The sequence below is a fragment of the Pseudomonas sp. JC1203 genome (genome assembly GCF_056175065.1).
On the sequence record NZ_JBWCAM010000006.1, the window covers coordinates 181,295 to 207,282 of the forward strand.

At 62.8% G+C, this 25,988-nt stretch carries 25 protein-coding genes and 1 pseudogene; 19 read left to right on the top strand and 7 right to left on the bottom strand.

Annotated features, from left to right (window positions below):
- The first annotated feature begins 234 nt into the window (after nucleotides 1–234).
- The 4 genes from AC0SZ7_RS11600 to AC0SZ7_RS11615 all read left to right on the top strand — a co-directional run bounded on the left by AC0SZ7_RS11600 (nucleotide 235) and on the right by AC0SZ7_RS11615 (nucleotide 4,030).
- On the top strand, nucleotides 235–456 hold the full coding sequence (locus AC0SZ7_RS11600; protein WP_027977204.1) for a hypothetical protein: 222 nt from the start codon (nucleotides 235–237) through the stop codon (nucleotides 454–456).
- Nucleotides 457–975: 519 nt separating this feature from the next.
- A complete protein-coding gene (locus tag AC0SZ7_RS11605) occupies nucleotides 976–1,347 on the top strand; it encodes a PBECR2 nuclease fold domain-containing protein (RefSeq protein WP_475504523.1) in 372 nt (123 codons plus the stop codon).
- A 784-nt stretch (nucleotides 1,348–2,131) separates the two neighbouring features.
- Complete coding sequence (locus tag AC0SZ7_RS11610) at nucleotides 2,132–2,614, top strand: hypothetical protein (protein ID WP_475504524.1); 483 nt, start codon at nucleotides 2,132–2,134, stop codon at nucleotides 2,612–2,614.
- A 144-nt stretch (nucleotides 2,615–2,758) separates the two neighbouring features.
- Nucleotides 2,759–4,030: an OmpP1/FadL family transporter gene (locus tag AC0SZ7_RS11615; protein WP_475504525.1), complete on the top strand. Its 1,272-nt coding sequence runs from the start codon at nucleotides 2,759–2,761 to the stop codon at nucleotides 4,028–4,030.
- A 50-nt stretch (nucleotides 4,031–4,080) separates the two neighbouring features.
- Here the strand turns inward: AC0SZ7_RS11615 and AC0SZ7_RS11620 are convergent, their stop codons facing one another.
- Nucleotides 4,081–4,632 carry a glutathione peroxidase gene (locus AC0SZ7_RS11620; RefSeq protein WP_475504526.1) on the bottom strand — a complete coding sequence of 184 codons (552 nt, stop codon included), beginning with the start codon at nucleotides 4,630–4,632 and terminating at the stop codon, nucleotides 4,081–4,083.
- 132 nt (nucleotides 4,633–4,764) lie between these two features.
- Here AC0SZ7_RS11620 and AC0SZ7_RS11625 point away from each other — a divergent pair, with 132 nt between their 5' ends.
- The 9 genes from AC0SZ7_RS11625 (at nucleotide 4,765) to pdeM (ending at nucleotide 15,014) form a co-directional block, all read left to right on the top strand.
- Nucleotides 4,765–5,772, top strand: a complete 1,008-nt coding sequence (locus AC0SZ7_RS11625) for a ligase-associated DNA damage response exonuclease (protein WP_475504527.1) — start codon at nucleotides 4,765–4,767, stop codon at nucleotides 5,770–5,772.
- Nucleotides 5,769–7,418, top strand: coding sequence for an ATP-dependent DNA ligase (locus tag AC0SZ7_RS11630; protein WP_475504528.1), 1,650 nt, complete (start codon nucleotides 5,769–5,771; stop codon nucleotides 7,416–7,418). The genes AC0SZ7_RS11625 and AC0SZ7_RS11630 overlap by 4 nt, the downstream gene beginning before the upstream one ends.
- 196 nt (nucleotides 7,419–7,614) lie before the next feature.
- Entirely contained in the window at nucleotides 7,615–8,394 is a 780-nt protein-coding gene (locus AC0SZ7_RS11635; RefSeq protein ID WP_475504529.1) for a transporter substrate-binding domain-containing protein, read from the top strand.
- A gap of 66 nt (nucleotides 8,395–8,460) precedes the next feature.
- Nucleotides 8,461–9,189 (top strand): ABC transporter permease, encoded by a 729-nt coding sequence (locus AC0SZ7_RS11640; protein ID WP_475504530.1) that lies wholly within the window; start codon nucleotides 8,461–8,463, stop codon nucleotides 9,187–9,189.
- A complete protein-coding gene (locus AC0SZ7_RS11645) occupies nucleotides 9,186–9,896 on the top strand; it encodes an ABC transporter permease (protein ID WP_475504531.1) in 711 nt (236 codons plus the stop codon). The genes AC0SZ7_RS11640 and AC0SZ7_RS11645 overlap by 4 nt, the downstream gene beginning before the upstream one ends.
- 9 nt (nucleotides 9,897–9,905) lie before the next feature.
- Nucleotides 9,906–11,024 (top strand): succinylglutamate desuccinylase/aspartoacylase family protein, encoded by a 1,119-nt coding sequence (locus AC0SZ7_RS11650; RefSeq protein WP_475504532.1) that lies wholly within the window; start codon nucleotides 9,906–9,908, stop codon nucleotides 11,022–11,024.
- Between the two features lie 13 nt (nucleotides 11,025–11,037).
- The gene (locus AC0SZ7_RS11655) at nucleotides 11,038–11,802 is read left to right on the top strand and encodes an ABC transporter ATP-binding protein (RefSeq protein ID WP_475504533.1); all 765 of its coding nucleotides are present in this window, start codon (nucleotides 11,038–11,040) and stop codon (nucleotides 11,800–11,802) included.
- A gap of 93 nt (nucleotides 11,803–11,895) precedes the next feature.
- Complete coding sequence (locus AC0SZ7_RS11660) at nucleotides 11,896–14,334, top strand: ligase-associated DNA damage response DEXH box helicase (RefSeq protein ID WP_475504534.1); 2,439 nt, start codon at nucleotides 11,896–11,898, stop codon at nucleotides 14,332–14,334.
- The gene (gene pdeM, locus AC0SZ7_RS11665; RefSeq protein WP_475504535.1) at nucleotides 14,331–15,014 is read left to right on the top strand and encodes a ligase-associated DNA damage response endonuclease PdeM; all 684 of its coding nucleotides are present in this window, start codon (nucleotides 14,331–14,333) and stop codon (nucleotides 15,012–15,014) included. Before AC0SZ7_RS11660 ends, pdeM begins: the two co-directional genes overlap by 4 nt.
- On the opposite strand, the gene AC0SZ7_RS11670 is transcribed toward pdeM, so the two are convergent.
- Nucleotides 14,987–15,202 carry a hypothetical protein gene (locus tag AC0SZ7_RS11670; protein WP_475504536.1) on the bottom strand — a complete coding sequence of 72 codons (216 nt, stop codon included), beginning with the start codon at nucleotides 15,200–15,202 and terminating at the stop codon, nucleotides 14,987–14,989. The two genes, pdeM and AC0SZ7_RS11670, sit on opposite strands and share 28 nt — an antisense overlap.
- Before the next feature lie 100 nt (nucleotides 15,203–15,302).
- On the bottom strand, nucleotides 15,303–15,869 hold the full coding sequence (gene dcd, locus AC0SZ7_RS11675) for a dCTP deaminase (RefSeq protein ID WP_003184751.1): 567 nt from the start codon (nucleotides 15,867–15,869) through the stop codon (nucleotides 15,303–15,305).
- Between the two features lie 361 nt (nucleotides 15,870–16,230).
- Between dcd and AC0SZ7_RS11680 the strand changes: the two genes are divergently transcribed.
- Entirely contained in the window at nucleotides 16,231–16,440 is a 210-nt protein-coding gene (locus tag AC0SZ7_RS11680; protein ID WP_008365925.1) for a cold-shock protein, read from the top strand.
- A 100-nt stretch (nucleotides 16,441–16,540) separates the two neighbouring features.
- Here the strand turns inward: AC0SZ7_RS11680 and apbC are convergent, their stop codons facing one another.
- Nucleotides 16,541–17,635, bottom strand: coding sequence for an iron-sulfur cluster carrier protein ApbC (gene apbC / locus AC0SZ7_RS11685; RefSeq protein WP_475504537.1), 1,095 nt, complete (start codon nucleotides 17,633–17,635; stop codon nucleotides 16,541–16,543).
- Nucleotides 17,636–17,898: 263 nt separating this feature from the next.
- On the opposite strand from apbC, the gene metG reads away from it, so the two are divergent.
- The 4 genes and pseudogenes from metG to AC0SZ7_RS11705 all read left to right on the top strand — a co-directional run bounded on the left by metG (nucleotide 17,899) and on the right by AC0SZ7_RS11705 (nucleotide 21,632).
- Nucleotides 17,899–19,941 carry a methionine--tRNA ligase gene (gene metG, locus AC0SZ7_RS11690; protein ID WP_475504538.1) on the top strand — a complete coding sequence of 681 codons (2,043 nt, stop codon included), beginning with the start codon at nucleotides 17,899–17,901 and terminating at the stop codon, nucleotides 19,939–19,941.
- 103 nt (nucleotides 19,942–20,044) lie between these two features.
- A pseudogene (locus AC0SZ7_RS11695) lies at nucleotides 20,045–20,683 on the top strand (RnfABCDGE type electron transport complex subunit B); the annotation flags it as partial.
- Nucleotides 20,684–20,706: 23 nt separating this feature from the next.
- Complete coding sequence (nth, locus tag AC0SZ7_RS11700) at nucleotides 20,707–21,345, top strand: endonuclease III (protein WP_475504539.1); 639 nt, start codon at nucleotides 20,707–20,709, stop codon at nucleotides 21,343–21,345.
- 107 nt (nucleotides 21,346–21,452) lie between these two features.
- On the top strand, nucleotides 21,453–21,632 hold the full coding sequence (locus AC0SZ7_RS11705) for a PA3496 family putative envelope integrity protein (protein WP_416426384.1): 180 nt from the start codon (nucleotides 21,453–21,455) through the stop codon (nucleotides 21,630–21,632).
- A gap of 42 nt (nucleotides 21,633–21,674) precedes the next feature.
- Here the strand turns inward: AC0SZ7_RS11705 and AC0SZ7_RS11710 are convergent, their stop codons facing one another.
- On the bottom strand, nucleotides 21,675–22,301 hold the full coding sequence (locus AC0SZ7_RS11710; RefSeq protein WP_475504540.1) for a response regulator: 627 nt from the start codon (nucleotides 22,299–22,301) through the stop codon (nucleotides 21,675–21,677).
- Nucleotides 22,302–23,097: 796 nt separating this feature from the next.
- Here AC0SZ7_RS11710 and AC0SZ7_RS11715 point away from each other — a divergent pair.
- Nucleotides 23,098–23,595 (top strand): hypothetical protein, encoded by a 498-nt coding sequence (locus AC0SZ7_RS11715; protein WP_475504541.1) that lies wholly within the window; start codon nucleotides 23,098–23,100, stop codon nucleotides 23,593–23,595.
- A 66-nt stretch (nucleotides 23,596–23,661) separates the two neighbouring features.
- On the opposite strand, the gene AC0SZ7_RS11720 is transcribed toward AC0SZ7_RS11715, so the two are convergent.
- Both AC0SZ7_RS11720 and AC0SZ7_RS11725 read right to left on the bottom strand, forming a co-directional pair.
- On the bottom strand, nucleotides 23,662–24,879 hold the full coding sequence (locus AC0SZ7_RS11720) for an argininosuccinate synthase (RefSeq protein ID WP_455924394.1): 1,218 nt from the start codon (nucleotides 24,877–24,879) through the stop codon (nucleotides 23,662–23,664).
- Between the two features lie 118 nt (nucleotides 24,880–24,997).
- Nucleotides 24,998–25,966: a flagellar protein MotY gene (locus AC0SZ7_RS11725; RefSeq protein ID WP_475504542.1), complete on the bottom strand. Its 969-nt coding sequence runs from the start codon at nucleotides 25,964–25,966 to the stop codon at nucleotides 24,998–25,000.
- Nucleotides 25,967–25,988 lie beyond the last annotated feature (22 nt).

Sequence of the window (25,988 nt, forward strand, 5' to 3'; positions counted from 1 at the left end):
CAACCTGCTGATTGATCAGGATCTTCACCCACGGGCAGCGAACCTTTGCCCCGGTGTGTTGCCTGTCCTCCTAAGTACCTACCGGTCAGCCCAAGCGCCACATTCTAAATGCGCTCACACTGGCTGCTTTGTTCCAGTCAGGTTCTTCGTCCGGCCAATGGTGGCCCGCGTTACTGGAACGTTTTTAGTGTGCACGGATCATATCCGTGTCTTTTGCAGGAACATCCAATAACTATGAACACTATTCATACCCAAGACGCCATGCGCACCCTGACTGACGCCTTTGCCCCGCTGAACTGCCTGATCATGGCTGCTCGCAAAGGCTGCTTCAGCTTTACCGTTGTCAACGAGCACGGTATTGCCCGTCACAGCGAACGCCTGTACCCGGAGCAATATTCCAGCGCTGAACCGCTGCAAGCCGTGATTGACCGTACGCGCCAGGCACTGGTCGCCTAAAGCGCCCAGGTTGCACCCAAGGCCCCGCCATGAGCGGGGCTTTTTTATGGGTGATGGATAGACCAGCGACAACGCGTCTATCCGTCATTTTTCCGCCTCGGTACCTTTTACGGAAATAACGATAAAATACGTTATCGTTAGTTTTTAACGCTGGTCGCTGCGCAGTGAAATTGCCTGATCAGGGGTTTGCAAGCGGAGTGGTATTCATCGCAGGCACGTAGGTGGCCACGCCCAGGGCGAGGCCGGCAGCAGCGTGGCACGCACCGTGAGAATTATCGCTTATCGGCCACACCGACTCGTTACGTCGATTCAGCTCTGGACATGGCACAATGATGACCTGACCACAGCCAAGATTGAGCAATTGCGTTTGAGCACGGACACTCTCCTACCCAGAATTTCTGAAGTAAAAGGTCAACCCACCTGGATTGACAGCAATCTCCCCGACCTGCGCACCCTGGAACGCGAGCTGCGTACGCAAGCGAAGTCACAGCCGCAACCACCCATGAAGAAGCTATCGAGGTGACAGCTCAGCACTTGGGCTTCATTGACCCTGCGATAACGTCCATCACCGTCGAGACGCCTACGGGTGAGGTGCGGATCCTGCGCACTAGCCTCTACCACATTGTAGAAAAACGAGTGGATGCCCGTGAGCGCTACGTGAGGCTGTCTTTAGACACGCTCACAGGTCCGCTGGAAGTCTGGAAAGTAGCCTTCACGGACGGCACTGATCGCCTTGCGTTCATCGGTGCCTATGAGTCGAAGCGACAGATGCTAGTGAGTGTGGCGTTTGTCGACGGCCAGCTGCTGTGGAATTTTATGCACACGGATGCCAAATCGCTCAACAAGCACCGTCACGGCAAGCTGCTATACCAGCGCTACACACTTTTGTGACGGCAAAGAAAAAGGGCTACTGGTTACAGTAGCCCTTGAATTTTGCGCTTGATACTCATATACACGCCCTCAAGCAGGGGTGTGGAGGTCTCACCCTACGCCGATGTTCAGCCATCGCCGGGGTTCCTACGCCAGTCTTTGCCGCTGAAGGCCACTGGTTTCGCGCTCACCTCTAATCATATAGAAGGTGCCACCTGTGTCAACCAAATTTGATTACTTAGCATGATTTTCCGGGGTCTACTGGTTATCCCGGATTAACGCATACGCCCCGGCAGCGCTTGCCACGCAGAATCGCAAATGATACTGGTGGAGCTACCCGCAGCAGCGTTCGGCAGCACCGTACAGCCCCAAGGCGATAACCACCCAGATGGGCAACACCAACCAAGCCCAGCCACCGCTGTCTAGTGAAGCAAACTCATTTTCGGATTGAGTTCCCCGAAGCCGACGATAGGCCCGGCCGAACCAAATTCGAGCTGACTGCAATGAGTTTTCGGGCGTTCTTGAGATCGAGCGCCGCGCGGGCGGCATGACACAACGCGGCGGCAGCTGCTAAGTCCGTTGCTACGTGCCGCAAGCCTTTCGTATCCAGGAGTTTCTTTATCACCTCAGGGCATATGCGCCGGCACCTCAAACGGGCAAATAATTTAAAAACAGCCCTTTACAGCACAAATATGACACTACACTTCAATTCAAGCGGCCCCAAGCCGCTTCCGGCGGAGCCATCCGATTCACAGCTGCCAAGCACCCAGGTTCCGTCGGCCAGACAGAGAGGTCGAAGGGTTTTATGGGGATCGCCGCACGGGAATTGAGCCAGTACGTGATACGCCCGACGCTGCTGTACCTGGGTCGTCACTGCGCCACCGCCGAAGCTTTATTGCTCGGTGTGGCCGCCAGCCAGTCGGCGCTGGGCACCGCACTTCACGATCGCCGCGGCCATGGGCTGTACCGCATCGGCGCGTTGCGCCACCAGGCTCTATGGGACCACTACCTCGCCCTTGACCCCGACCTTGCCAGCCTCGTGAGGGGGCTCGCCAGCCAGCATGCTTTTTTAAGTGGCCCGCATCAGGAATTGACCGTCAACCTTCGGTACGCCACGGCCATTGCTTGGCTTTTGATCGAAGAGCAGAAAACGCCCTTGCCACAGGCCGATGATCTTATCGGCATGGCCAGAATATGGCGCCAAACCTTCCAACCCCAGCGGCGTTTAAGGGATTTCACCGCCGCCTGGGCAAGCTGCATCACCATTGCTGACAGATTAGCCAGCTGAAGATCATGGCATAACGCCAGCTTATAAGCCTTCAGCCTGGTCGGATTGTCCTACAAAACCGCTCTATCTCCTGCGATACGGGCTATAGCGCCGCAGCGAAAATGTTGGTAGTTTTCGCTTCGGTGATCACATGGAGTTCTAATAATGAAAAAAGTAATGCTCAAGACCACAATCAGCATCGCCGTCGCACTCGCCTCCACCCAGCTGTTCGCCAGTGGCTTTGCCATCAACGAAACCAGCATCAGTGGCATGGGCACCGGCTTCGCCGGCCGTTCCTCTTCTGCCGATGACGCCAGCACCATCTACGGCAACCCTGCCGGCATGTCGCGCCTCAAGAAGGCCCAGGCGACCGTGGGGGCGGCCGTCATCGATGCAAAAACCGACATCAGCGACTCGCGTGCCACCCTGGGGGGCAAAGAGGGTGGCGACATGGTGCCGATGACCACGGTACCCATGGGTTACTACGTACAGCCAATCGATGACCACTGGGCCTTCGGTGTCGGCTTCTACGTGCCGTTCGGTCTGATCACCGACTACAGCAGCGACTTTGCCGGCCGTTACTACGCCAACAAGAGCAAGGTCTCGGTCATGACCTTCCAGCCTACCGTCAGCTATGCGTTCAACGATATCGTGTCGATCGGTTTCGGCCCGACCATCAACCGTATTGATGGCGAGCTGAGCTCCATGGTGCCCAACTCGTTCACGCCCGGCACCAACGACGGCAAGGTCAAGATCAACGGCAACGATACCGCCATCGGCTTCAACGCCGGTATCCTGGTGCAGGCCACACCAACCACCAGCCTGGGCCTGACCTACCACTCCAAGGTTGACTACCACCTGGACGGCGACACCAAGGTCACCGGCGGCACCTTCAGCCTGCTGGGCCTGAGCGGCCACAGCTACGATGCCTCGCTGGACCTGGACACCCCGGAATCGGTCGACTTCTCCGTTACCCAGAAACTGGGCGACGACTGGACCGTGTACGCCGGCAGCACCTGGACCCGCTGGAGCCGCCTGAAAGACATCACCGTGGAGAACAAAGGCGTTCCTGCGCTGCTGTCGGGCTCGCTGAGCACCATCACCGAAGAGCAGAACTGGCACGACACCTGGGCCCACGCCATCGGTGCCGCCTACCAGTTGAACAAGCAAGTGGTACTGCGCGCCGGCTACTCGGTTGACCAGTCGCCCACCAACAACGTCAACCGTTCGCCACGTATCCCTACCGGTGACCGTCAGGCTGTCAGCTTCGGCGTTGGCTACACCCCGGTGGAAAACATCACCCTGGACTTCGCCTACTCCTACCTGTGGGAAGAGAGCGTGAAGATCAACGAAGTGTCGGCCAGCAAGCTGGCTTACAGCTCCAAGTACAAGAACAGCGCCAGCGGTTTCGGTACCTCGATCACCTACCGCTTCTGATTCACGTACCGGCAGCAAGAAAAAACCCGCCTCGGCGGGTTTTTTCATGCCTAGGGTTTCGAGGCGATGGCTTTTTCCACCGCCGCGATCAGGTCCGGGTCGTCAGGCTTGGTAATGCTGGAAAAACTGGCCAGCACATTTCCCTGGCGATCGACCACGTACTTGTAGAAGTTCCACTTGGGCGCGCTGCTCTGCTCGGCCAGCACCTTGAACAGGTGCGTGGCGTCCGAACCGCGCACGGCGGCCGGCTGGGTCATGGTGAAGGTCACGCCGTAGTTGGCGTAGCACACCTTGGCGGTCTCGGCGCTGTCCTGGGCTTCCTGCTTGAAGTCGTTGGACGGCACGCCAATCATCTCCAACCCCTTGTCCTTGTAGCGAATGTACAGCCCTTCCAGCCCGCTGAACTGCGGGGCAAAACCGCAGTAGCTGGCGGTATTGACGACTACCAGCGGCTTGCCGGCAAAACGCTGGCACAGGTCGATGGCCTCCTTGCCACGCAATTTGGTCATCTGCCCTTGCAGCAGTTCCGGGCAATCGGCGGCCAGCACCGGGCCACTGGCGGCAAGCAGCAATAGCGGGACCGTTATCCAGCGCAGGTTCATGGCAGCCTTCCTCAGTGATTTGAACCTCCAACCTACCCTCAGTCACGTCCCTACGCAAACGCGCACAATTAGCGAACTTCCGGCGGCAGCGCAGCCTCTGACGATTAAGCCCCTTTGCCACAGGCCGACCCCATGGACCTTGTCATTGCCCGCCCCGAAGGCCTGTACTGCCCGCCCGGGGATTTCTACATCGACCCCTGGCGGCCCGTGGAGCGCTCGGTGATCACCCACGGCCACGGCGACCACGCACGCACCGGCAACAGCCATTACCTGGCAGCCAGCCCCGGCGCCGGCATTCTGCGCGCAAGGCTGGGCGCCGACATCAACCTGCAGACCCTGGCCTACGGCGAACGCCTGATGCACCACGGCGTGACCCTCAGTTTCCACCCGGCCGGCCACGTGCTTGGCTCGGCCCAGGTACGCCTGGAATACCAGGGCGAGGTGTGGGTGGCGTCCGGCGACTACAAGGTGGAAGCCGACGGCACCTGCGCGCCGTTCGAGCCGGTGCGCTGCCACACCTTCATTACCGAATCCACGTTCGGCCTGCCGATCTACCGCTGGCAGCCGCAGCAGGAAATATTCAGCGAAATAGACGCCTGGTGGCGCGCCAATGCCCAGGCCGGCAAGGCCAGCGTGCTGTTCGCCTACGCGTTCGGCAAGGCCCAGCGCATCCTGCATGGTATTGACGCCAGCATTGGCCCGATCCTTGTGCACGGCGCCGTGGAGCCGCTGAACCGGGTGTACCGCGAGGGCGGCATTCATATTCCAGAGACCCACTATGCCGGTGACTTCAAGAAAACCGACCCGGCCCTGCGCCAGGCATTGATACTGGCGCCGCCGTCTGCCGGCGGCAGCACCTGGATGCGCCGCTTCGGCGACTACAGCGACGCCTTCGCCAGCGGCTGGATGCGCCTGCGCGGCACCCGCAGGCGGCGCGGCGTGGACCGTGGCTTTGTGCTGTCCGACCACGCCGACTGGCCCGGCCTGCTGTGGGCCATCGAGCAGACCGGCGCCGAGCGGGTCATGGTCACCCACGGCTCGGTGGCGGTGCTGGTGCGCTACCTGCGCGACCTGGGGCTGGATGCCCAGGGCTTTACCACCGAGTACGGTGATGAGGACGAGGAGAAAGCCAGCGCATGAAAGCCTTTGCCGAACTTTACGGGCGCCTGGACGAAACCACCTCTACCAACGCCAAGCGCGACGCGCTGCTGGCCTATTTCAGCCACGCCGACGCCGCCGATGCCGCCTGGGCGGTGTATTTCCTCTCCGGCGGCCGCCCGCGCCAGCTGGTGCCCAGCCGCGTGCTGCGCGAAATAGCGGTAAACACCAGCGGCCTGCCCGAGTGGCTGTTCGAGGAAAGCTACCAGGCCGTGGGCGACCTCGCCGAAACGTTTTCCCTGCTGCTGCCGGAAACGTCCCACAGCAGCGACCAGGGCCTGGCCTGGTGGGTGGAACAGGCGCTGTTGCCCCTGCGCGGCCTGCCGCCGGAAACCCTGGCGCAAAGGCTGCCGCCGCTGTGGGCACAACTGGATCGGCAAAGCCTGATGGTGTGCCTGAAACTGATCACTGGCAGCTTCCGCGTGGGCGTGTCGAAACTGCTGGTAACCCGCGCCCTGGCGCAGCTGGCCGGCATCGACAGCAAGCGCGTGGCCCAGCGCCTGGTGGGCTACACCGACCTCTCCCACCGGCCCACCGCCGACAGCTACCGCAAGCTGATCGCCGCCGAATCCGCCGACGAGCACGCCCAGCGGGGTGGCCAGCCCTACCCGTTTTTCCTCGCCCATTCGCTGCAGCAACCGGTGGACCAGTTCGACGCCTTGCTGGGGCCGGTGAGCGCCTGGCAGGTGGAGTGGAAGTGGGACGGCATTCGCGCGCAGCTGGTGAAACGTGACGGCCGCCTGTGGGTCTGGTCCCGCGGCGAGGAACTGGTCAGCGAACGCTTTCCCGAACTGCTGGCACTGGAGCAGAGCCTGCCCGACGGCACCGTTATCGACGGCGAAATAGTGGTGTGGCACGAACAGGGCGAACCTCAGGTGCAGCCCTTCGCCCTGCTGCAGCAGCGCATTGGCCGCAAGACCCTGGGCAAGAAGCTGCTGGAGGAAGTGCCGGTGGTGGTGCTGGCCTACGACCTGCTCGAATGGCAGGGCCACGACGTGCGCACAAACGCCCAGGGCGAGCGCCGCGCGCAATTGGAACAACTGGTGAACGCCGTGGCGGCGCCGGTGTTGCGCCTGTCGCCGCTGGTGCAGGGCAGCGACTGGCTCGAGCTGGCCCGCCAGCGCGAACATTCCCGGCGCCTGGGCGTGGAAGGCATGATGCTCAAGGCACGCGACGCCCTGTACGGCGTGGGCCGCACCAAGGACATGGGCACCTGGTGGAAATGGAAGGTCGACCCCTTCAGCGTCGACGCCGTGCTGATCTACGCCCAGGCCGGCCACGGCCGCCGCGCCAGCCTGTACAGCGACTACACCTTCGCCGTGTGGGACGGGCCGCCCGAGGCCAGCGAGCGCACGCTGGTGCCGTTCGCCAAAGCCTATTCGGGGCTGACCGACGAGGAAATGCGCCAGGTCGACGCCATCGTCCGCAAGACCACCGTGGAAAAATTCGGCCCGGTGCGCAGCGTGCGCCCTACCCTGGTGTTCGAGCTGGGTTTCGAGGGCATCGCCCTGTCAAAACGTCATAAAAGCGGCATTGCCGTACGTTTTCCGCGCATGTTGCGTTGGCGGCATGACAAGCCGGTGGAAGAAGCCGATAGTCTGGCTACGCTGCAGGACCTGCTGAGCTGAATGCGCGTTTTTGGGGCGCGTTTCCGAGGCCGCCCAATTTTGGGCAGGCCACCGCGCCAGAGCCTTTGCAGCGCCCCATTTAAACGCTCGTTCGTGGACTGTGGTGCGAAAATTGCTATCAAAATGATGTCTGGCATCCGCCGGTAACGAATGTCGCGTACACCGTACGCTCTTCTCAGGTTCTAAGGACTGCACAATGAAAAAAGCATTGCTGACCCTTTCTGCACTGGCCTTATGTTTGTCTGCTGGCGCCGCGATGGCCAAGGATTACAAGGTACTGCGCTTCGGCGTCGACCCTTCCTACGCACCGTTCGAATCCAAGGCCGCCGACGGCAGCCTGGTGGGCTTTGACATCGACCTGGGCAATGCCATCTGCAAAGAGCTGAAAGTTGAGTGCAAATGGGTCGAAAACGACTTCGACGGCATGATCCCAGGCCTCAATGCCGGCAAGTTCGACGGCGTGATCTCGTCCATGACCGTGACTGACGCACGCGCCAAGGTCATCGACTTCTCCAGCGAACTGTTCTCCGGCCCGACCGCGCTGGTGTTCAAAAAAGGTGCAGGCTACGGCAGCCCCGAGTCGCTGAAAGGCAAGACCGTGGGCTACGAGCAGGGCACTATCCAGGAAGCTTACGCCAAGGCCGTGCTGGACAAGGCCGGGGTCACCACCAAGGCCTACGCCAACCAGGACCAGGTGTACGCCGACCTGACCTCGGGCCGCCTGGACGCTTCCATCCAGGACATGCTGCAGGCCGAGCTGGGCTTCCTGAAATCGCCACAGGGCGCCGACTACGAAGTCAGCAAGCCGGTGGATGACCCACTGCTGCCGGCGAAGACTGCCGTCGGTATCAAAAAGGGTAACAAAGAGCTCAAGGCCCTGCTGGACAAAGGTATCGAAGCGTTACACAAGGACGGCACCTACGACACCATTCAGAAGAAACACTTCGGTGATCTGAACCTGTACAGCGGCAAGTAACAATTGGTAACGACGCCTTCTCCCGTCCGGGGGAAGGCGTTTTTTCTACCTGCACAGGCACCATCCATGTTCGACGACCTATTACAAAACCTGGGGCTTTCGGCATTCAGCCTGAAGGGCTTTGGCCCGATCCTGCTGGAAGGCACCTGGATGACCATCAAGCTGGCGGTGCTGTCACTGCTGGTGAGCGTTTGCCTGGGCCTGCTGGGCGCCAGCGCCAAGCTTTCAAGCCTTAAAGTGCTGCGCATTCCCGCACAGCTCTACACCACCCTGATTCGCGGCGTGCCGGACCTGGTACTGATGCTGCTGATCTTCTACAGCCTGCAAACCTGGCTGACCAATCTCACAGATGCCATGGACTGGGACTACATCGAGATCGATCCTTTCACCTCTGGTGTGATCACCCTCGGGTTCATCTATGGCGCCTATTTCACCGAGACCTTCCGTGGCGCCATCCTGGCCGTGCCGCGCGGCCAGGTGGAAGCGGCCACTGCCTACGGCCTGAAGCGCGGCCAGCGCTTCCGCTACGTGGTATTCCCGCAAATGATGCGCTTTGCCCTGCCGGGCATCGGCAATAACTGGATGGTGATGCTCAAGGCCACCGCGCTGGTGTCCATCATCGGCCTGGCCGACCTGGTCAAGGCCGCCCAGGACGCGGGCAAGAGCACCTACCAACTGTTCTACTTCCTGGTCCTGGCGGCCGTCATCTACCTGCTGATCACCAGCGCCTCCAACGTGGTGTTGCGCTGGGCCGAGCGGCGTTACAGCGCTGGCAGCCGGGAGGCCGTGCGATGATTGAACTCCTGCAACAGTACTGGCGCCCGTTCCTGTATTCGGACGGCCAGCACATCACCGGCCTGGCCATGACCATGTGGCTGCTCAGCGCCTCCATCGCCATCGGCTTCGTGGTGTCGATCCCGCTGTCCATCGCCCGTGTGTCCACGCACTTCTGGGTGCGCTGGCCGGTGCAGTTCTACACCTACCTGTTCCGTGGCACGCCGCTGTATATCCAGTTGCTGATCTGCTACACCGGCATCTACAGCATCGAGGCGGTGCGTGCGCAGCCGCTGCTCAACGACTTCTTCCGCGATGCCATGAACTGCACCATCCTGGCGTTCGCCCTGAACACCTGCGCCTACACCACCGAAATCTTCGCCGGTGCCATCCGCAGCATGAACCACGGCGAGGTCGAGGCGGCCAAGGCCTACGGCCTGACCGGCTGGAAGCTCTACACTTACGTGATCATGCCGTCGGCCCTGCGCCGTTCGCTGCCGTTCTACAGCAACGAAGTGATCCTGATGCTGCACTCCACCACCGTCGCCTTTACCGCCACGGTGCCGGACATCCTGAAAGTGGCCCGCGACGCCAACTCGGCCACCTTCATGACCTTCCAGTCGTTCGGCATCGCCGCACTGATCTACCTGACCATCACCTTCACGCTGGTGGGCCTGTTTCGCCTGGCTGAACGCCGCTGGCTGGCCTTCCTCGGCCCTGCGCACTAGGAACCGGAAATGCACCATCGCACTCATGACCTGATCAGCCCGGTGCCAGGCACCAGCCGGCAGATCCACAGCTTCCACTACGGCCCCACGGACGGCGCCGGCAAGATCTACATCCAGGCCTCGCTGCACGCCGACGAGTTGCCGGGCATGCTGGTGGCCTGGCACCTCAAGCAGCGCCTGGCCGAGCTTGAGCAGGCCGGGCGCCTGAACAGCGAAATCGTCCTGGTGCCCGTGGCCAACCCGGTGGGGTTGGAGCAGGTGCTGATGGACGTGCCCCTGGGCCGCTACGAGCTGGAGAGCGGGCAGAACTTCAACCGCCTGTTCGTCGACCTCAGCGACGAGGTGGGCACCGAGGTGGCGCCGCTGCTGGGCGACGACCCGCAGCACAACGTGCGGCTGATCCGCGCCGCCCTGCGCCGTGCGCTGGAAGCCCAGGTGCCGGCTACCCAGCTGCAGTCCCAGCGCCTGATCCTGCAGCGCCTGGCGTGTGACGCCGACATGGTGCTGGACCTGCACTGCGACTTCGAGGCCGTGGCGCACCTGTACACCACGCCCGAGGCGTGGCCGAAGGTGGAGCCGCTGTCGCGCTACCTGGGTGCCCAGGCCAGCCTGCTGGCCACTGACTCGGGCGGGCAGTCGTTCGACGAGTGCTTCACCCTGGTGTGGTGGGAGCTGCAACAGCGCTTCGACCACCGCTTCGAAATTCCCCAGGGCAGCTTCTCGGTGACCCTGGAGCTGCGTGGCCAGGGTGATGTCGACCACCACACCGCCGCCACCGACAGCCAGGCGATTCTCGACTACCTCACCCATCACGGTGCCATCGCCGGTGAAGCGCCGCCGCTGCCCGAACTGCCCTACCCCGCCAGCCCGCTGGCGGCGGTGGAACCGGTGGTCAGCGCTGCAGGTGGCCTGCTGGTGTTCCATGTGCTGCCGGGCGAGGTCGTCAGCGCCGGCCAACTGATCGCCGACGTCATCGACCCCATCAGCGACCGCATCACCGCCGTGCGCTGCGCCCAGGCCGGGGTGATGTACGCCCGCTCGCTGCGGCGCATGGCCACCGCCGGCATGGTGGTGGCCCACGTCGCCGGCCGCGAAGCCTACCGCAGCGGCTACCTTCTTTCGCCTTGAGACCTGATTGCCCATGTACAAACTGACCATCGATGGCCTGCACAAACGCTACGGCGACAACGAAGTGCTCAAGGGTGTCTCGCTCAAGGCCAAGACCGGCGACGTCATCAGCCTGATCGGCGCCAGCGGCTCGGGCAAGAGTACTTTCCTGCGCTGCATCAACTTCCTCGAAACCCCCAACGACGGCGCCATGAGCCTGGACGGCAAGCAGGTGCGCATGGTGCAGGACAGCCATGGCATGCGCGTGGCCGACCCGGCCGAGCTGCAGCGCATTCGCACGCGCCTGGCCATGGTGTTCCAGCATTTCAACCTGTGGAGCCACATGAGCGTGCTGGAGAACGTCACCATGGCCCCGCGCCGGGTGCTGGGCGTCAGCAAGCACGAGGCCGAGGAGCGCGCCCGCCGCTACCTGGACAAGGTGGGCCTGCCCGCACGGGTAGCCGACCAGTACCCGGCGTTCCTTTCCGGCGGCCAGCAACAGCGCGTGGCCATCGCCCGTGCCCTGGCCATGGAACCCGAGGTGATGCTGTTCGACGAACCCACCTCGGCCCTCGACCCGGAGCTGGTGGGTGAGGTGCTGAAGGTGATCCAGGGCCTGGCCGAGGAAGGCCGCACCATGATCATGGTCACCCACGAAATGAGCTTTGCGCGCCAGGTGTCCAGCCAGGTGATGTTCCTGCACAAGGGGCTGGTGGAGGAGGAAGGCGTGCCGGCGGACGTGCTCGGCAACCCGAGGAGCGAGCGTCTGCGCCAGTTCCTCAGTGGCAACCTGAAGTAACCCGGTAGCCGCAGCCGCCAGGCTGCGGCTACACGCGTCGCAACTAACCTTCCACTGCCGCTGTCACTGGTTTAACCCCCACGGACAGCGCCCATGCCCGACCACGCCAAACCCTGGTTCGCCGCCCGCCACTGGAAACCCTTCGCGTTCCAGAAACAGGTCTGGGCCGCCGTCAAGGCAGGGCAGTCGGGGTTGCTGCACGCCAGCACCGGGGCCGGCAAGACCTACGCCCTGTGGTTCGCCGCCCTCAACCGTTTTGCCAAACCCGGCCCGCGCACCGCCCCGTTGACGGTGCTGTGGCTCACGCCCATGCGCGCCCTGGCCGCCGACACCCACCGCGCCCTGCAAGCGCCACTGGACGACCTGCAACTGCCCTGGACCCTGGGCCTGCGGACCGGCGACACCAGCAGCGCCGAACGCGCCCGCCAGGGCCGGCGGCTGCCCACCACGCTGATCACCACGCCGGAAAGCCTGACCCTGCTGCTGGCCCGCGAGAATGCCGCCAGCGAATTCGCCAGCCTGGTCATGGTCGTGGTGGATGAGTGGCACGAATTGATCGGCAACAAGCGCGGCGTGCAGTTGCAGCTGGCCCTGGCGCGCCTGCGCCGCTGGCAGCCTGGTTTGATCGTATGGGGCATCTCCGCCACCCTCGGAAACCAGGCGCACGCCCAGGATGTGCTGCTGGGGGCAGGCCAGGGCATCACCGTGCAAGGCGCCGAAGCCAAGCGCATCGAAGTCGACACGCTGCTGCCGGCCGCCATCGAACGCTTCCCCTGGGGCGGCCACATGGGCCTGCGCATGCTCGACCAGGTGGTGCGCGAAATCGACACCAGCAGCAGTTGCCTGGTGTTCACCAACACCCGCTCCCAGGCGGAAATCTGGTTTCAATCGATTCTCGACGCGCGCCCCGACTGGGCGGGCATCATCGCCCTGCACCACAGCTCCCTGGCCCGGGAAACCCGCGACTGGGTGGAGCGCGCCCTCAAGGACGGCCAGCTCAAGGCGGTGATTTGTACCTCCAGCCTCGACCTGGGCGTGGACTTCCTGCCCGTGGAACGAGTGCTGCAGATCGGCTCGGCCAAGGGCGTGGCGCGCCTGATGCAGCGCGCCGGGCGCTCGGGCCACGCCCCAGGCCGGCCTTCGCGCGTGACGCTGGTGCCTACGCACAGCCTGGAACTGGTGGAGGCTGCGGCGGCCGAACAAGCCGTGGCGGCGCGGCAGATCGAGCCACGCGAATCCCCGCACAAACCCTTGGACGTGCTGGTGCAGCACTTGGTGAGCATGGCCCTGGGCGGCGGTTTCCGGCCCGACGAACTGCTGGCCGAAGTCCGCAGCGCCTGGGCCTACAGCGACCTCACCGACGACGAATGGGCCTGGGCCCTGGCGTTCGTGCGCCATGGCGGCCACTCGCTCACGGCCTACCCTGACTACCGACGTGTGGAGCCCGATGCGCAGGGCATGTGGCGGGTGCCCGACGCGCGTCTGGCGCGCCGCCACCGCATGAGCATCGGCACCATCGTCAGCGACGCCAGCCTGCAACTGAAGTACTGGAGCAAGGGCGGTGGCGGGCGCTCGTTGGGCAGCGTCGAGGAAGGCTTTATCGCCCGCCTGCGGCCCGGTGACGGTTTCCTGTTCGCAGGGCGGCAGCTGGAGCTGGTGCGGGTGGAAAACATGACGGCCTACGTCAAGCGCAGCACCACGAAAAAAGCCGCCGTGCCACGCTGGAATGGCGGGCGCATGCCGCTGTCCAGCGAGCTGGCCGCCGCCCTCGTACGGCAACTGGGCCTGGCCGCCGAGGGCGAATACCAGAGCGCGCCCATGCGCGCCGTGCGGCCACTGCTGGAGGTGCAGCAGCACTGGTCGGCACTACCCACGCCGAACACCTTGCTGGCCGAAACGCTGAAGTCCCGCGAGGGCTGGCATCTGTTTCTCTACCCCTTCGCCGGCCGCCAGGTGCACTTGGGGCTGGGCAGCCTGCTGGCATCGCGCATGAGCCAGCGCCAGCCGCTGACCTTCTCCATCGCCGTCAACGACTACGGCTTCGAACTGCTCAGCGCCACTGCGGTGGACTGGTCGCAGTGGCTCAATGGCGCGCTGCTGAGCCCCGAGCAGCTACTGGCCGACGTCCTGGCCAGCCTGAATGCCGGCGAGCTGGCACTGCGGCGCTTTCGCGAGATAGCGCGTATCTCCGGGCTGGTGTTTGGCGGCTACCCCGGCTCGCAGAAAAGCACCCGCCAGGTGCAGGCCTCCAGCGGGCTGTTCTTCGAGGTATTCAAGCAATACGACGCCGGCAACCTGCTGCTGACCCAGGCCCAGGAAGAAGTGCTGCGCCAGGAACTGGACGTGGAGCGCCTGGAGCAGACCCTGCTGCGCATGCAGCACCAGCGCCTGGACCTGCACGCGCTCAAGCGTGCCACGCCACTGGGCTTTCCGCTGATGGTGGAACGCTTCCGCGAAAGCCTCAGCTCCGAGAAATTGGCAGACCGCATCGCACGGATGGTCAGCGACCTGGAAACGGCGGCAGGCCCATGAGCGGTCACCACGCTTTCACCTTCCACGGCACAACCCTGTGGCTGTTGCCGGAAAAGGCCATCTACTGGCCCGAACAACGCGCGCTGCTGATCGCCGACGCACACTTCGGCAAGGCCGCGGCCTACCGTCGCCTGGGCCAGCCGGTGCCCCACGGCACCACGGCCAGCAACCTGGCGCTGCTGGACAGGCTGCTGGCCTTGCACGACTGCCAACGGCTGATATTTCTCGGCGACTTCCTGCACGCCCCTGGCTCCCAAGGGCCGGCGACGCTGGCGGCGCTGCAGCAATGGCGCGACCGCCACCCCACGCTGGCCGTGACGCTGATACGCGGCAACCACGACCGCCGCGCGGGTGACCCGCCTGCGGCATTGGCATTCGAGGTGGTGGCCGAGCCGTTGCTGCTGGGGCCCTTTGCCTTGCAACATGAGCCAGAGCCGCACCCACAGTTGCCCGTACTGGCCGGCCATGTGCATCCGGTGTATCGCCTGCACGGCAAAGGGCGGCAAAGCCTGAGGCTGCCGTGTTTCAGCTTTGCGGTAAAAGTCAGCCTGCTACCGGCGTTCGGCGCCTTTACAGGGGGGCATGCGCTGCACCCTGGCCGCGGCGACCACGTGTTCGTGATCGGCGACGGCCAGGTGTGGCCGCTACGACGTCACGCCACAGGCGCAGGCGGGGGCTGATCGGGGATGGTGGGTTCGCCCGGCTCTTCGGGTTGAGGGTAATCCGGGTTCGGGTCGGGGTCCGGTTGGCCCGGCAAGCCACCCGCGTGCTGCGCCATGGGGTTGGCCAGCAAGGTCCACGCAAGCACGCCAATCTGGTTGGGCTCCAGCCTGGCCAGTTCGGCGCTGATGGTCGGGTCGATTTTCATAGGCACTCCCTGGTCAATGGCCCGCTTCGCATGACGCGAAACGGAACAGTTCACCTCGATAGAGTGCCTTTTCCCCGACTAATTCCTTGCGCCGGTCGGATTATGTACGCGGCAGGGTCACGCCACGCTGGCCTTGGTACTTGCCGCCGCGGTCCTTGTAGGACACTTCACATTCTTCGTCAGATTCCAGGAAAAGCATCTGCGCCACGCCTTCGTTGGCGTAGATTTTTGCCGGCAGCGTGGTGGTGTTCGAGAACTCCAGGGTCACGTGGCCTTCCCACTCCGGTTCCAGCGGGGTGACGTTGACGATGATGCCGCAGCGCGCGTAGGTGCTCTTGCCCAGGCAGATGGTCAGCACGTTGCGCGGAATGCGGAAGTACTCGACGGTGCGGGCCAGGGCGAAGGAGTTCGGCGGAATGATGCACACGTCGCTTTTCACATCGACGAAGCTCTTCTCGTCGAAGTTCTTCGGGTCGACGGTGGCCGAGTTGATGTTGGTGAACACCTTGAATTCATCGGCGCAGCGCACGTCGTAGCCATAGCTGGACACGCCGAAGGAGATCAGCCGGTCGGCGCCTTCGCCACGCATCTGGCGCTCGACGAAAGGCTCGATCATGCCGTGCTCTTGCGCCATGCGGCGAATCCACTTGTCCGATTTGATGCTCATGGCGGGGTGTCCTGAATAGCGAGGTGGTGAAAATGTTGCCCGCATCTTACCGGACCGCGCGCCATGGCTCAAAGCACCGCGGCCATTTGTTCGGACCGGCTGGTCATTTCATGCCGTACAGGCCCCGAAAACTGCGACTTTTCGCCACTTGCCGGCACCGTCAGTCATGATTTGTGTTATTCGCGGCGAATGGCATTGGCAGGTCCCGGAAAAAGGGTTAAGGTGGCGTCACTGTGTTGCTTGTGTCACTGAGAATCTCTACCCGATGTTTTACATCTTCATGAATTTTCCTGCTCTTTGCACTCAGTCTCGGCCAGGGCATTTCCTGAACCGCAGTTAACTTTGTCCAAGGAGATTTACCATGTCCAATCGCCAAACCGGTACCGTTAAGTGGTTCAACGATGAAAAAGGCTTCGGCTTCATCACTCCACAATCCGGTGACGACCTGTTCGTTCACTTCAAAGCTATCCAGGCTGACGGCTTCAAAAGCCTGAAAGAAGGCCAGCAGGTTTCTTTCGTCGCTACCCGCGGCCAGAAAGGCATGCAAGCTGAAGAAGTTCAAGTTATCTAACTTGTACTGAACAGTTCAAAAGAACCCCGCTCTCGAGCGGGGTTTTTTTATGCCTGCGATTTACCGTCGCCGCTGCCTGGGGCAGCGGCGACAGGCGCGCTCAGTCGTCGCTGACGGTAATGCTCGGCATGGCCGGCGCCGCCGCTTCCTGCATCACAATGCGCGCGCCCACCTGGCGAGCCAACTCCTGGTAGACCATGGCAATCTGGCTTTCCGGCTCGGCGATGGCCGTGGGCTTGCCGCTGTCGGCCTGTTCGCGGATCAGCATCGACAGGGGCAGCGAGGCCAGCAGTTCCACCCCGTACTGCGACGCCAGCTTCTCGCCACCGCCTTCGCCGAACAGGTGCTCGGCATGGCCGCAGTTGGAGCAGATGTGCACGGCCATGTTTTCCACCACGCCCAGCACCGGGATGTTGACCTTGCGGAACATCTCCACGCCTTTCTTGGCGTCCAGCAGAGCCAGGTCCTGAGGCGTGGTAACGATGACCGCGCCGGCCACCGGCACTTTCTGCGCCAAGGTCAGCTGGATGTCACCGGTGCCTGGGGGCATGTCGATGACCAGGTAATCCAGGTCGTCCCAGGCGGTCTGGGTGATCAGTTGCAGCAGGGCACCGGACACCATCGGCCCACGCCATACCATGGGCGTGTTGTCGTCGGTGAGGAAGGCCATGGACATCACCTCGACGCCGTGGGCCTTGAGGGGCACGAACCACTTCTGGTCCTTGACCTGCGGGCGGGTGCCCTCGGCGATGCCGAACATCACGCCCTGGCTGGGGCCGTAGATATCGGCGTCGAGGATGCCCACGCGCGCACCTTCGCGTGCCAGCGCCAGGGCCAGGTTGGCGGCGGTGGTGGACTTGCCCACGCCACCCTTGCCCGAGGCCACGGCCACGATGTTCTTGACGTTGGCCATGCCCGGGATCTGCGCCTGGGCCTTGTGCGCGGCAATCACGCAGTCGATACGCACCGTGGCCCGGGCCACGCCGTCCAGGCCCTCGATGGCCAGTTGCAGCATTTGCGCGAAACCATTCTTGAACAGACCGGCGGCATAGCCCAGCTCCAGCACCACGCTGACCTGCTCGCCAGCGATATCGATGGCCCGCACGCACCCGGCGCTGACCGGGTCCTGGTTCAGGTAAGGGTCGGTGTACTGGCGAAGCACGGCTTCGACGGCTGCGCGATTGACGGCACCCATGGGTTCTCCCGTTATAAAGACTGAGCAAGACAGACGGCTATCCTAGCGCGTCCGGCGCACCGGTGGAAAAACAATGCTGCTACGGGCCGCGCCACCGATCCTCTGTAGCAGCGGCCGCAGGCCGCGTCCCAGCCGCCGCACAGGCTCTGGCACCGCGCATTGGCCCGGACGCAGCCTTCGGCAGCTGCTACGGGGGTTTGTTCGCGCAGCGCGGGTCCTTTATAGTGGCCGATCTTGTTTTGACTTCTAAGTAGCCGAGCCCCATGTCCGAGCCCCGCAAGATTCTCGTCACCAGCGCCCTGCCCTACGCCAACGGTTCGATCCACCTTGGCCACATGGTCGAGTACATCCAGACCGACATGTGGGTGCGTTTCCAGAAGCACCGTGGCAACCAGTGCACCTACGTCTGCGCCGACGACGCCCACGGCTCGGCCATCATGCTGCGCGCGGAAAAGGAAGGCATCACGCCTGAACAGCTGATCGCCGGCGTACAGGTCGAGCACAGCACCGACTTTGCCGACTTCCTGGTGGAGTTCGACAACTTCCACTCCACCCACGCCGAAGAAAACCGCGAGCTGTCGTCGCAGATCTACCTGAAGCTGCGTGACGCCGGCCACATCTCCCAGCGCTCGGTCACCCAGTACTTCGACCCGGACAAGCAGATGTTCCTGGCCGACCGCTTCATCAAGGGCACCTGCCCCAAGTGCGCGGCCGAAGACCAGTACGGCGACAACTGCGAGAAATGCGGCGCCACCTACGCGCCCACCGAGCTGAAGAACCCCAAGTCGGCGATCTCCGGCGCCACCCCGGTGCTCAAGGACTCCCAGCACTTCTTCTTCAAGCTGCCTGACTTCCAGGCCATGCTGCAGGAGTGGACCCGCAGCGGCACCCTGCAGGACGCCGTCGCCAACAAGCTGGCCGAGTGGCTGGACAGCGGCCTGCAGGAATGGGACATCTCCCGTGACGCGCCGTATTTCGGCTTCGAGATTCCGGGCGAGCCTGGCAAGTACTTCTATGTATGGCTGGACGCGCCCATCGGCTACATGGCCAGCTTCAAGAACCTGTGCGCGCGCCGCCCGGACCTGGACTTCGACGCCTACTGGGCCAAGGACTCCACCACCGAGCTGTACCATTTCATCGGCAAGGACATCATCAACTTCCACGCCCTGTTCTGGCCCGCCATGCTCGAAGGCGCCGGCTACCGCAAGCCGACCGCAGTGAACGTGCACGGCTACCTGACCGTCAACGGCCAGAAAATGTCCAAGTCGCGTGGCACCTTCGTCAAGGCGCGCACCTACCTGGACCACCTGTCGCCGGAATACCTGCGCTACTACTACGCCTCCAAGCTGGGCCGTGGCGTCGACGACATGGACCTGAACCTGGAAGACTTCGTGCAGAAGGTCAACTCGGACCTGGTGGGCAAGGTGGTGAATATCGCCAGCCGCTGCGCAGGCTTCATCCACAAGGGCAACGAAGGCGTGCTGGTGGCTGAAAACGCCGCCCCGGAACTCACCGACGCGTTCCTGGCCGCCGCGCCAAGCATCGCCGAGGCCTACGAGAACCGCGACTTCGCCCGCGCCATGCGTGAAATCATGGCCCTGGCCGACCGCGCCAACGCGTTCATCGCCGAGAAGGCGCCGTGGGCCCTGGCCAAACAGGAAGGCAAGCAGGCCGAAGTGCAGGCCGTATGCGCCCTGGGCGTGAACCTGTTCCGCCAGCTGGTTATCTTCCTCAAGCCGGTGCTGCCGAACCTGGCCGCCGACGCCGAGGCGTTCCTCAACGTCGCGCCGCTGACCTGGGCCGACCACGCCACCCTGCTGGCCAACCACCAGCTCAACCCGTTCCAGGCGCTGATGAGCCGCATCGACCCGGTGAAGGTGCAAGCCATGGTCGACGCCTCCAAGGAAGACCTGGAAGCCAGCCAGGCGGCCACCGCGCCTGCCGGCAACGGCGAACTGGTCAAGGAGCCGCTGGCGGCGGAAATCGAGTTCGACACCTTTGCCGCCGTCGACCTGCGCGTGGCCCTGATCGTCAAGGCCGAGCACGTGGAGGGCGCCGACAAACTGCTGCGCCTGACCCTGGACATCGGTGACGAGCAGCGCAACGTGTTCTCGGGCATCAAGAGCGCCTACCCGAACCCGGCTGAACTGGAAGGGCGCCTGACCATGATGATCGCCAACCTCAAGCCCCGTAAAATGCGCTTCGGCATGTCCGAAGGCATGGTCATGGCCGCCGGCCCTGGCGGTGAAGAGATCTACCTGCTGAGCCCTGACAGCGGCGCCAAGCCGGGCCAGCGCATCAAGTAATACTCTTGTGGGAGCTGGCTTGCCAGCGAGCTTTTTGGGGCACCTCAAAATCTCGCTGGCAAGCCAGCTCCCACAATTGTTCATGGCACTGCCGGACAGAAAGATGAGCCTGACCCAACGCATAGACGCCCTGCTGCCCCAGACCCAGTGCGGCAAATGCGGCCATGGCGGCTGCCTGCCCTATGCCCAAGGCATGGCGGCAGGCGATGCGATCAACAAATGTCCGCCAGGTGGCACCGAGACCCTCGCCGCGCTCGCCAACCTGCTGCAGGTGCCGGTCATCGCCCTGGACACCAGCCGCGGCAGCGCCCCACCCCAAGTGGCCTATATCCGTGAAGCCGAATGCATCGGCTGCACCAAATGCATCCAGGCCTGCCCGGTAGACGCCATCGTCGGCGCCGCCAAGCTGATGCACACTGTCATCGTCGACGAATGCACCGGCTGCGACCTGTGCCTGGCGCCCTGCCCGGTGGATTGCATCGAGCTGCGGCCATTGCCGGCCAACGCCGGCGTGGCGATCGTGGGCGGCCTGGCGCATACCGACGGCGAACGCCAGGCCCGTGCAAGCAAGCGTGACCGCGCCCGCAGGCGTTTCGAGCAGCGCAACGCGCGCCTGGCCAGCCTGGCCGCGCGGCGCGAAGCCCAGCGCCTGGCGCCCGCACCTGCGCCCGCTGCCATCAGTGACCCGGTGCAAGCGGCCCTGGCGCGGATCAAGGCGCAGCAGGCCGCTGCCGCCGACGCCACGAACCAAGGACACCGTGACCGATGAACAACGTCAAACGCCGGGAAATCTTTCGCCGGCTGCATGAAGACAACCCCGAACCCAAGACCGAGCTGGCCTACACCTCGGCCTTCGAGCTGCTGATCGCGGTAATCCTGTCGGCCCAGTCCACTGACGTAGGCGTGAACAAGGCCACCGCCAGGCTTTACCCCGTGGCCAATACGCCGGCAGCCATTTACGCGCTGGGCGTGGATGGCCTGTCGGAATACATCAAGACCATCGGCCTGTACAACAGCAAGGCACGCAACGTGATCGAAGCCTGCCGCATGCTGGTGGAACTGCACGGCGGCGAGGTTCCCCAGGACCGCGAATCGCTGGAAGCCCTGCCAGGCGTAGGCCGCAAGACCGCCAACGTGGTACTCAATACCGCCTTCCGGCAGCCGACCATGGCCGTGGACACGCACATATTCCGCGTCGCCAACCGCACCGGCATCGCCCCGGGCAAGAACGTGCTGGAGGTGGAAAAGAACCTGCTCAAGTTCGTGCCCAAGGAATACCTGCTCGATTCGCACCACTGGCTGATCCTTCACGGCCGCTATGTGTGCCAGGCGCGCAAGCCGCGCTGCGGCAGTTGCCGCATCGAAGATTTGTGCGATTACAAGCACAAGACCTCGGACGATTGAAGGCTTATTGAAAAACCTGATCAGCCGATTGAAAAAATCTTTTTTACGCGTGGAAGATTTACCGATATAAGGTGCGCCAATGGCATTCCAAGCCTGGAGTTGACTTTATGAGCACCGGTAAAGAAGAACTGGATGTGGAAGACGAGTTTGCCCCTGTCGACAACGACGAAGCCGAAGCCCCTGCGGAAACCGCAAAGACCAACCTGAGCAAACGCCGCACCATCGACAATCTGCTGGAAGAACGCCGCCTGCAGAAGCAGCTGGCCGACTACGACTTCGATCTGTAACCCTTTTCAGCCTTTCCTTTCGCGCACCGGCCGCGGGCCGGTTCACGCCAGGCCATTGCGCTGCGCCAGCTCGATCAGGTCCACCAGCGACCGCGCATTGAGCTTGAGCAGCAAGCGGGTCTTGTACGTGCTGACGGTCTTGTTGCTGAGGAACATGCCGTCGGCAATTTCCTTGTTGCTCTTGCCCCGCGCCAGCTGCTGCAACACCATCATCTCGCGCCCGGAGAGGCGCTCTATCATTTGTGACTCCGAGGCGTTGCCCAGGCTGGACCGCACCGAATGCAGTGCCTGGTTGGGGAAATAGCTGTACCCCGAGAGCACCGCCTTGATGGCGCTGAGCAGCTCCGTCAGCTCCTGTTGCTTGCACACATAACCCGCCGCGCCGGTCTGCATGCAGCGCATGGAGAAATGCCCCGGCATCTGCGAGGTCAGCACCAGCACCTTGGTAGCGCGACGCTCGCTGCTCAGGCGCGCCATTACCTCCAGGCCGTCGAGCTTGGGAATGCAGATGTCGAGTATGACAAGGTCCGGTTGATGCTCTCGGGCCAACTGCAAGGCATCCACGCCGTTGTTGGTTTCGCCGACCACCTCGTAGCAATGGCGCTCCATCAGCATGCGCAACGCCAGGCGAACCACAGGGTGATCATCCACGATCAGCACTTTATTCATGGGAAAATCCAATTTTCGCTGTTCGAATTTTTAGAGCCCGCACAATAGCCTAGTCATCCGGCACTTTGCATTGCGTCACCGCCTGCAACCAAGCAGCAAAGACAAGACTTACAGCCAAGAGAGACATTTCCTACAGAAAACCTCACTCCCTGAAGTTCTCTCCAGATCTTTCCGACAATTGGTAGCCCTACATTGAAAAATATCTGAGCCCAAAGAGCATTGCACATTGATTTATGGGCAGCAATTGAGTATTTGCTTACAAGCCATTCATTCTGTGTCGAATAGTCCCGGGGACAATAACCAGGGCCTCAGCGCACCACCGGGTGCGGCAGCAACGCCTCTGCGCCGCTGCCTCTCTTTATAACAAAGTGTAAATACCCTTACACCTGTCACTTCCCGCAAAGCCCCTTACGCTGTGGGCCCCAGGTGTCATCAGGCAGGAAAGGCATTCCCGGCCCGCAACTGGCAGCGATTGAGCAAAGCGATATATTTGCAATATGAACAAATAAAATAATTATGCATCTCTCGCCTACCACCGCAGAAACTCTAGAATTTCAACCACAGATACGGCCAGGCAAAAACCGCCGTACAAGGAGTTTCCATGCCCACCCCACCCGCGAATACAAAGAACCCGCTGACAATCATTGCCATATTTGCCGCCATTGTCGAAGCGTCTGCACTGGCTTCGCTGCCTTTTTTGAAAGACGATAGCCAGGACCTGTATACCTGGTTCCTTATCGGCTTTCCGCCTTTCCTGACTCTGCTATTCTTTGTAACATTGAATTTCAATTACAAAGTGCTTTATTCCCCGTCGGACTTCCGCAACGAGAACGATTTCCTTGAAATAGCCAAGGGCCAGCCAACACAGGCCAAGCCAGCTCCGTTGCCTGCTACGCAAGCCGGCCCACCTCCCGCCACCGAGCCCCCCAAGGTAACCCCTGCGCAGGCGCCCCCACCCCGTGACGTCCCCACCCTGCGCCAGCGCCGCAGCGAAGAGTTCAGGGCGCTGTACATCCTGGACTACAGCCACTTCGCCAACGAGCAGGACCTGGACGAGATGATCAATGAGATCCTGCGGCCCAAGGCCCCGGCCGAACGCCACCTGATCATGCTGTACCGGCTGCAACAACTGCGCAGCCCGGTGAATGTGCTACTGGGGCACCTGCTGGGCAAGGCCTTCGAGCACAGTGCCGAGTGCACCATCAGCGCCTACGACCTGGATGAAGCCGCACTCACCACCCTCACCCGCCGGCTCAGCAGCCTGCCCGCCCGCCAGGCTGCGGCGCCGGCATGAAACACTTTGCCCAGAAACGCAAAAGCCCCGGCAATGCCGGGGCTTTCGGGTGCAGCCAGGGGGCAATCAGAACAGCTTGCGACCCTTGTTGGCAGCAATGCGCATGCGCAGGGCGTTGAGCTTGATGAAGCCCGCCGCGTCGGCCTGGTTGTACGCGCCGCCGTCTTCTTCGAAGGTGGCGATGTTGGCGTCGAACAGCGAGTCGTCGGACTTGCGGCCGGTGACGATGACGTTGCCCTTGTACAGTTTCAGGCGGACCACGCCGTTCACGTTGACCTGGGAGGCGTCGATCATCTGTTGCAGCATCAGGCGCTCAGGGCTCCACCAGTAGCCGGTGTAGATCAGGCTGGCGTACTTGGCCATCAGCTCGTCTTTCAGGTGAGCGACTTCGCGGTCCAGGGTGATGGACTCGATGGCACGGTGGGCGCGCAGCATGATGGTGCCGCCTGGGGTTTCGTAGCAGCCACGGGACTTCATGCCCACGTAACGGTTCTCGACGATGTCCAGACGGCCGATGCCGTGGGCGCCGCCGATCTTGTTCAGGGTGGCCAGGACAGTGGCCGGGCTCATCTCTACGCCGTCCAGCGCAACGATGTCACCGTTGCGGTAGGTCAGTTCCAGGTACTGGGCGGTGTCTGGAGCGTTCTCTGGCGAGACGGTCCAGCGCCACATGTCTTCTTCGTGCTCGGTCCAGGTGTCTTCCAGCACGCCGCCTTCATAGGAGATGTGCAGCAGGTTGGCGTCCATCGAGTACGGGGACTTCTTCTTGCCGTGACGCTCGATCGGGATCGCGTGCTTCTCGGCGTAGTCCATCAGCTTCTCGCGCGACAGCAGGTCCCATTCACGCCAAGGGGCGATCACTTTCACGCCTGGCTTGAGGGCGTAGGCACCCAGCTCGAAACGCACCTGGTCGTTGCCCTTGCCGGTAGCGCCGTGGGAAATGGCGTCGGCGCCAGTTTCGTTGGCGATCTCGATCAGGCGCTTGGCGATCAGCGGACGGGCGATGGAGGTACCCAGCAGGTACTCGCCTTCATAGACGGTGTTGGCGCGGAACATCGGGAACACGAAGTCACGCACGAATTCTTCGCGCAGGTCGTCGATGTAGATTTCCTTCACGCCCATGGCTTGCGCCTTGGCACGTGCAGGCTCTACCTCTTCGCCCTGACCCAGGTCAGCGGTGAAGGTCACCACTTCGCAGTTATATGTGTCCTGCAGCCACTTGAGGATCACCGAAGTGTCCAGGCCGCCGGAATACGCCAGAACGACCTTGTTTACGTCCGCCATGCCATCACTCCACGGGGTTGTACGGAAAGCCGATTAGTCTACCGTTCAAACCCGCAGAATTACAGAGGCGCGACAGCAAATGACGATGAAGCGACAATAACTTTCGCTTCAGCGACCCTTAAAGTTGCGCTGGCGGCTTCGGTTGCGCCGGGCCTGGCTGGGCCGGGGCCTGCTGCGAGCTTGGCACAGGCGCCTGCTGCACCGCCTCGGGCGGCACCGCTGGCTTGTCGGCCATCGCCACCCGCGACAACTGGATGTTCACCCGGCGGTTCAGCGCGCGGTTGGCGGCGCTGGTGTTGGGCGCCACCGGGAACTGCTCGCCGTGGAAGCGCATGACCATGTCGGACTCCGGCACACCCGCAGCTTTCAGGTAGTCCAGTACCGCCAGTGCGCGGCGGCGCGACATGTCACGATTGGTGAGGCGGTTGCCGCTGTTGTCGGAGTGGCCGTCCAGCTCCACATGGTTCACCGACGGGTCGGCTTTCATATAGGCAAGAATGGTATCCAGGCGGCGCTTGTCGGCGGCGTCCAGGTCGGCGCCGCCACCCGGGAAGCCCACCTGGGTGCGGCTGACCTGGTCGAAGTTCATCGGCAGCAGCTTGCTGGTGCAGGCCTGGAAGTCACTGTAGCCCTGGCTGAAGCGCACCGGCAGCACGCGCACTTCGGTAGGCCTTCCGGTGGTGCCGGAGAAGGTGCGGATGACCGTGCTGCGGCCTTCCATCAACCCACCGATCAAGCGGCTGGCCTGGCCTTGGGAGCTGCTGAACAGGGTGCCGCGCTCGCCCATGCGCACCGAGCCCAGGTTGATGTCGCCACGCCCCGGCTGCCACGGCGCGGCCGCCGCCAACAAGGTGGCCGAGCCACGGCCCAGCAGCAGACTGCCGGATTTGAGGCTGAATACAGCCCCCTCGCCCGCGCGCTGGACGAACTCGCCCGAACCGAAGTCGGCGATCGGCTGGACAAGACGGCATTCGAACTGGTCGCCCTCGACCTTCCACTCGACGTTCTCCAGGCGGGTCTGGAAAGTGATAGCCATGGCGGGCAGGCTGGCGAAGATACTGAACAGGGCTAGATAACGCTGGCGCACGGGAGGCTCCACAGATTTGTAC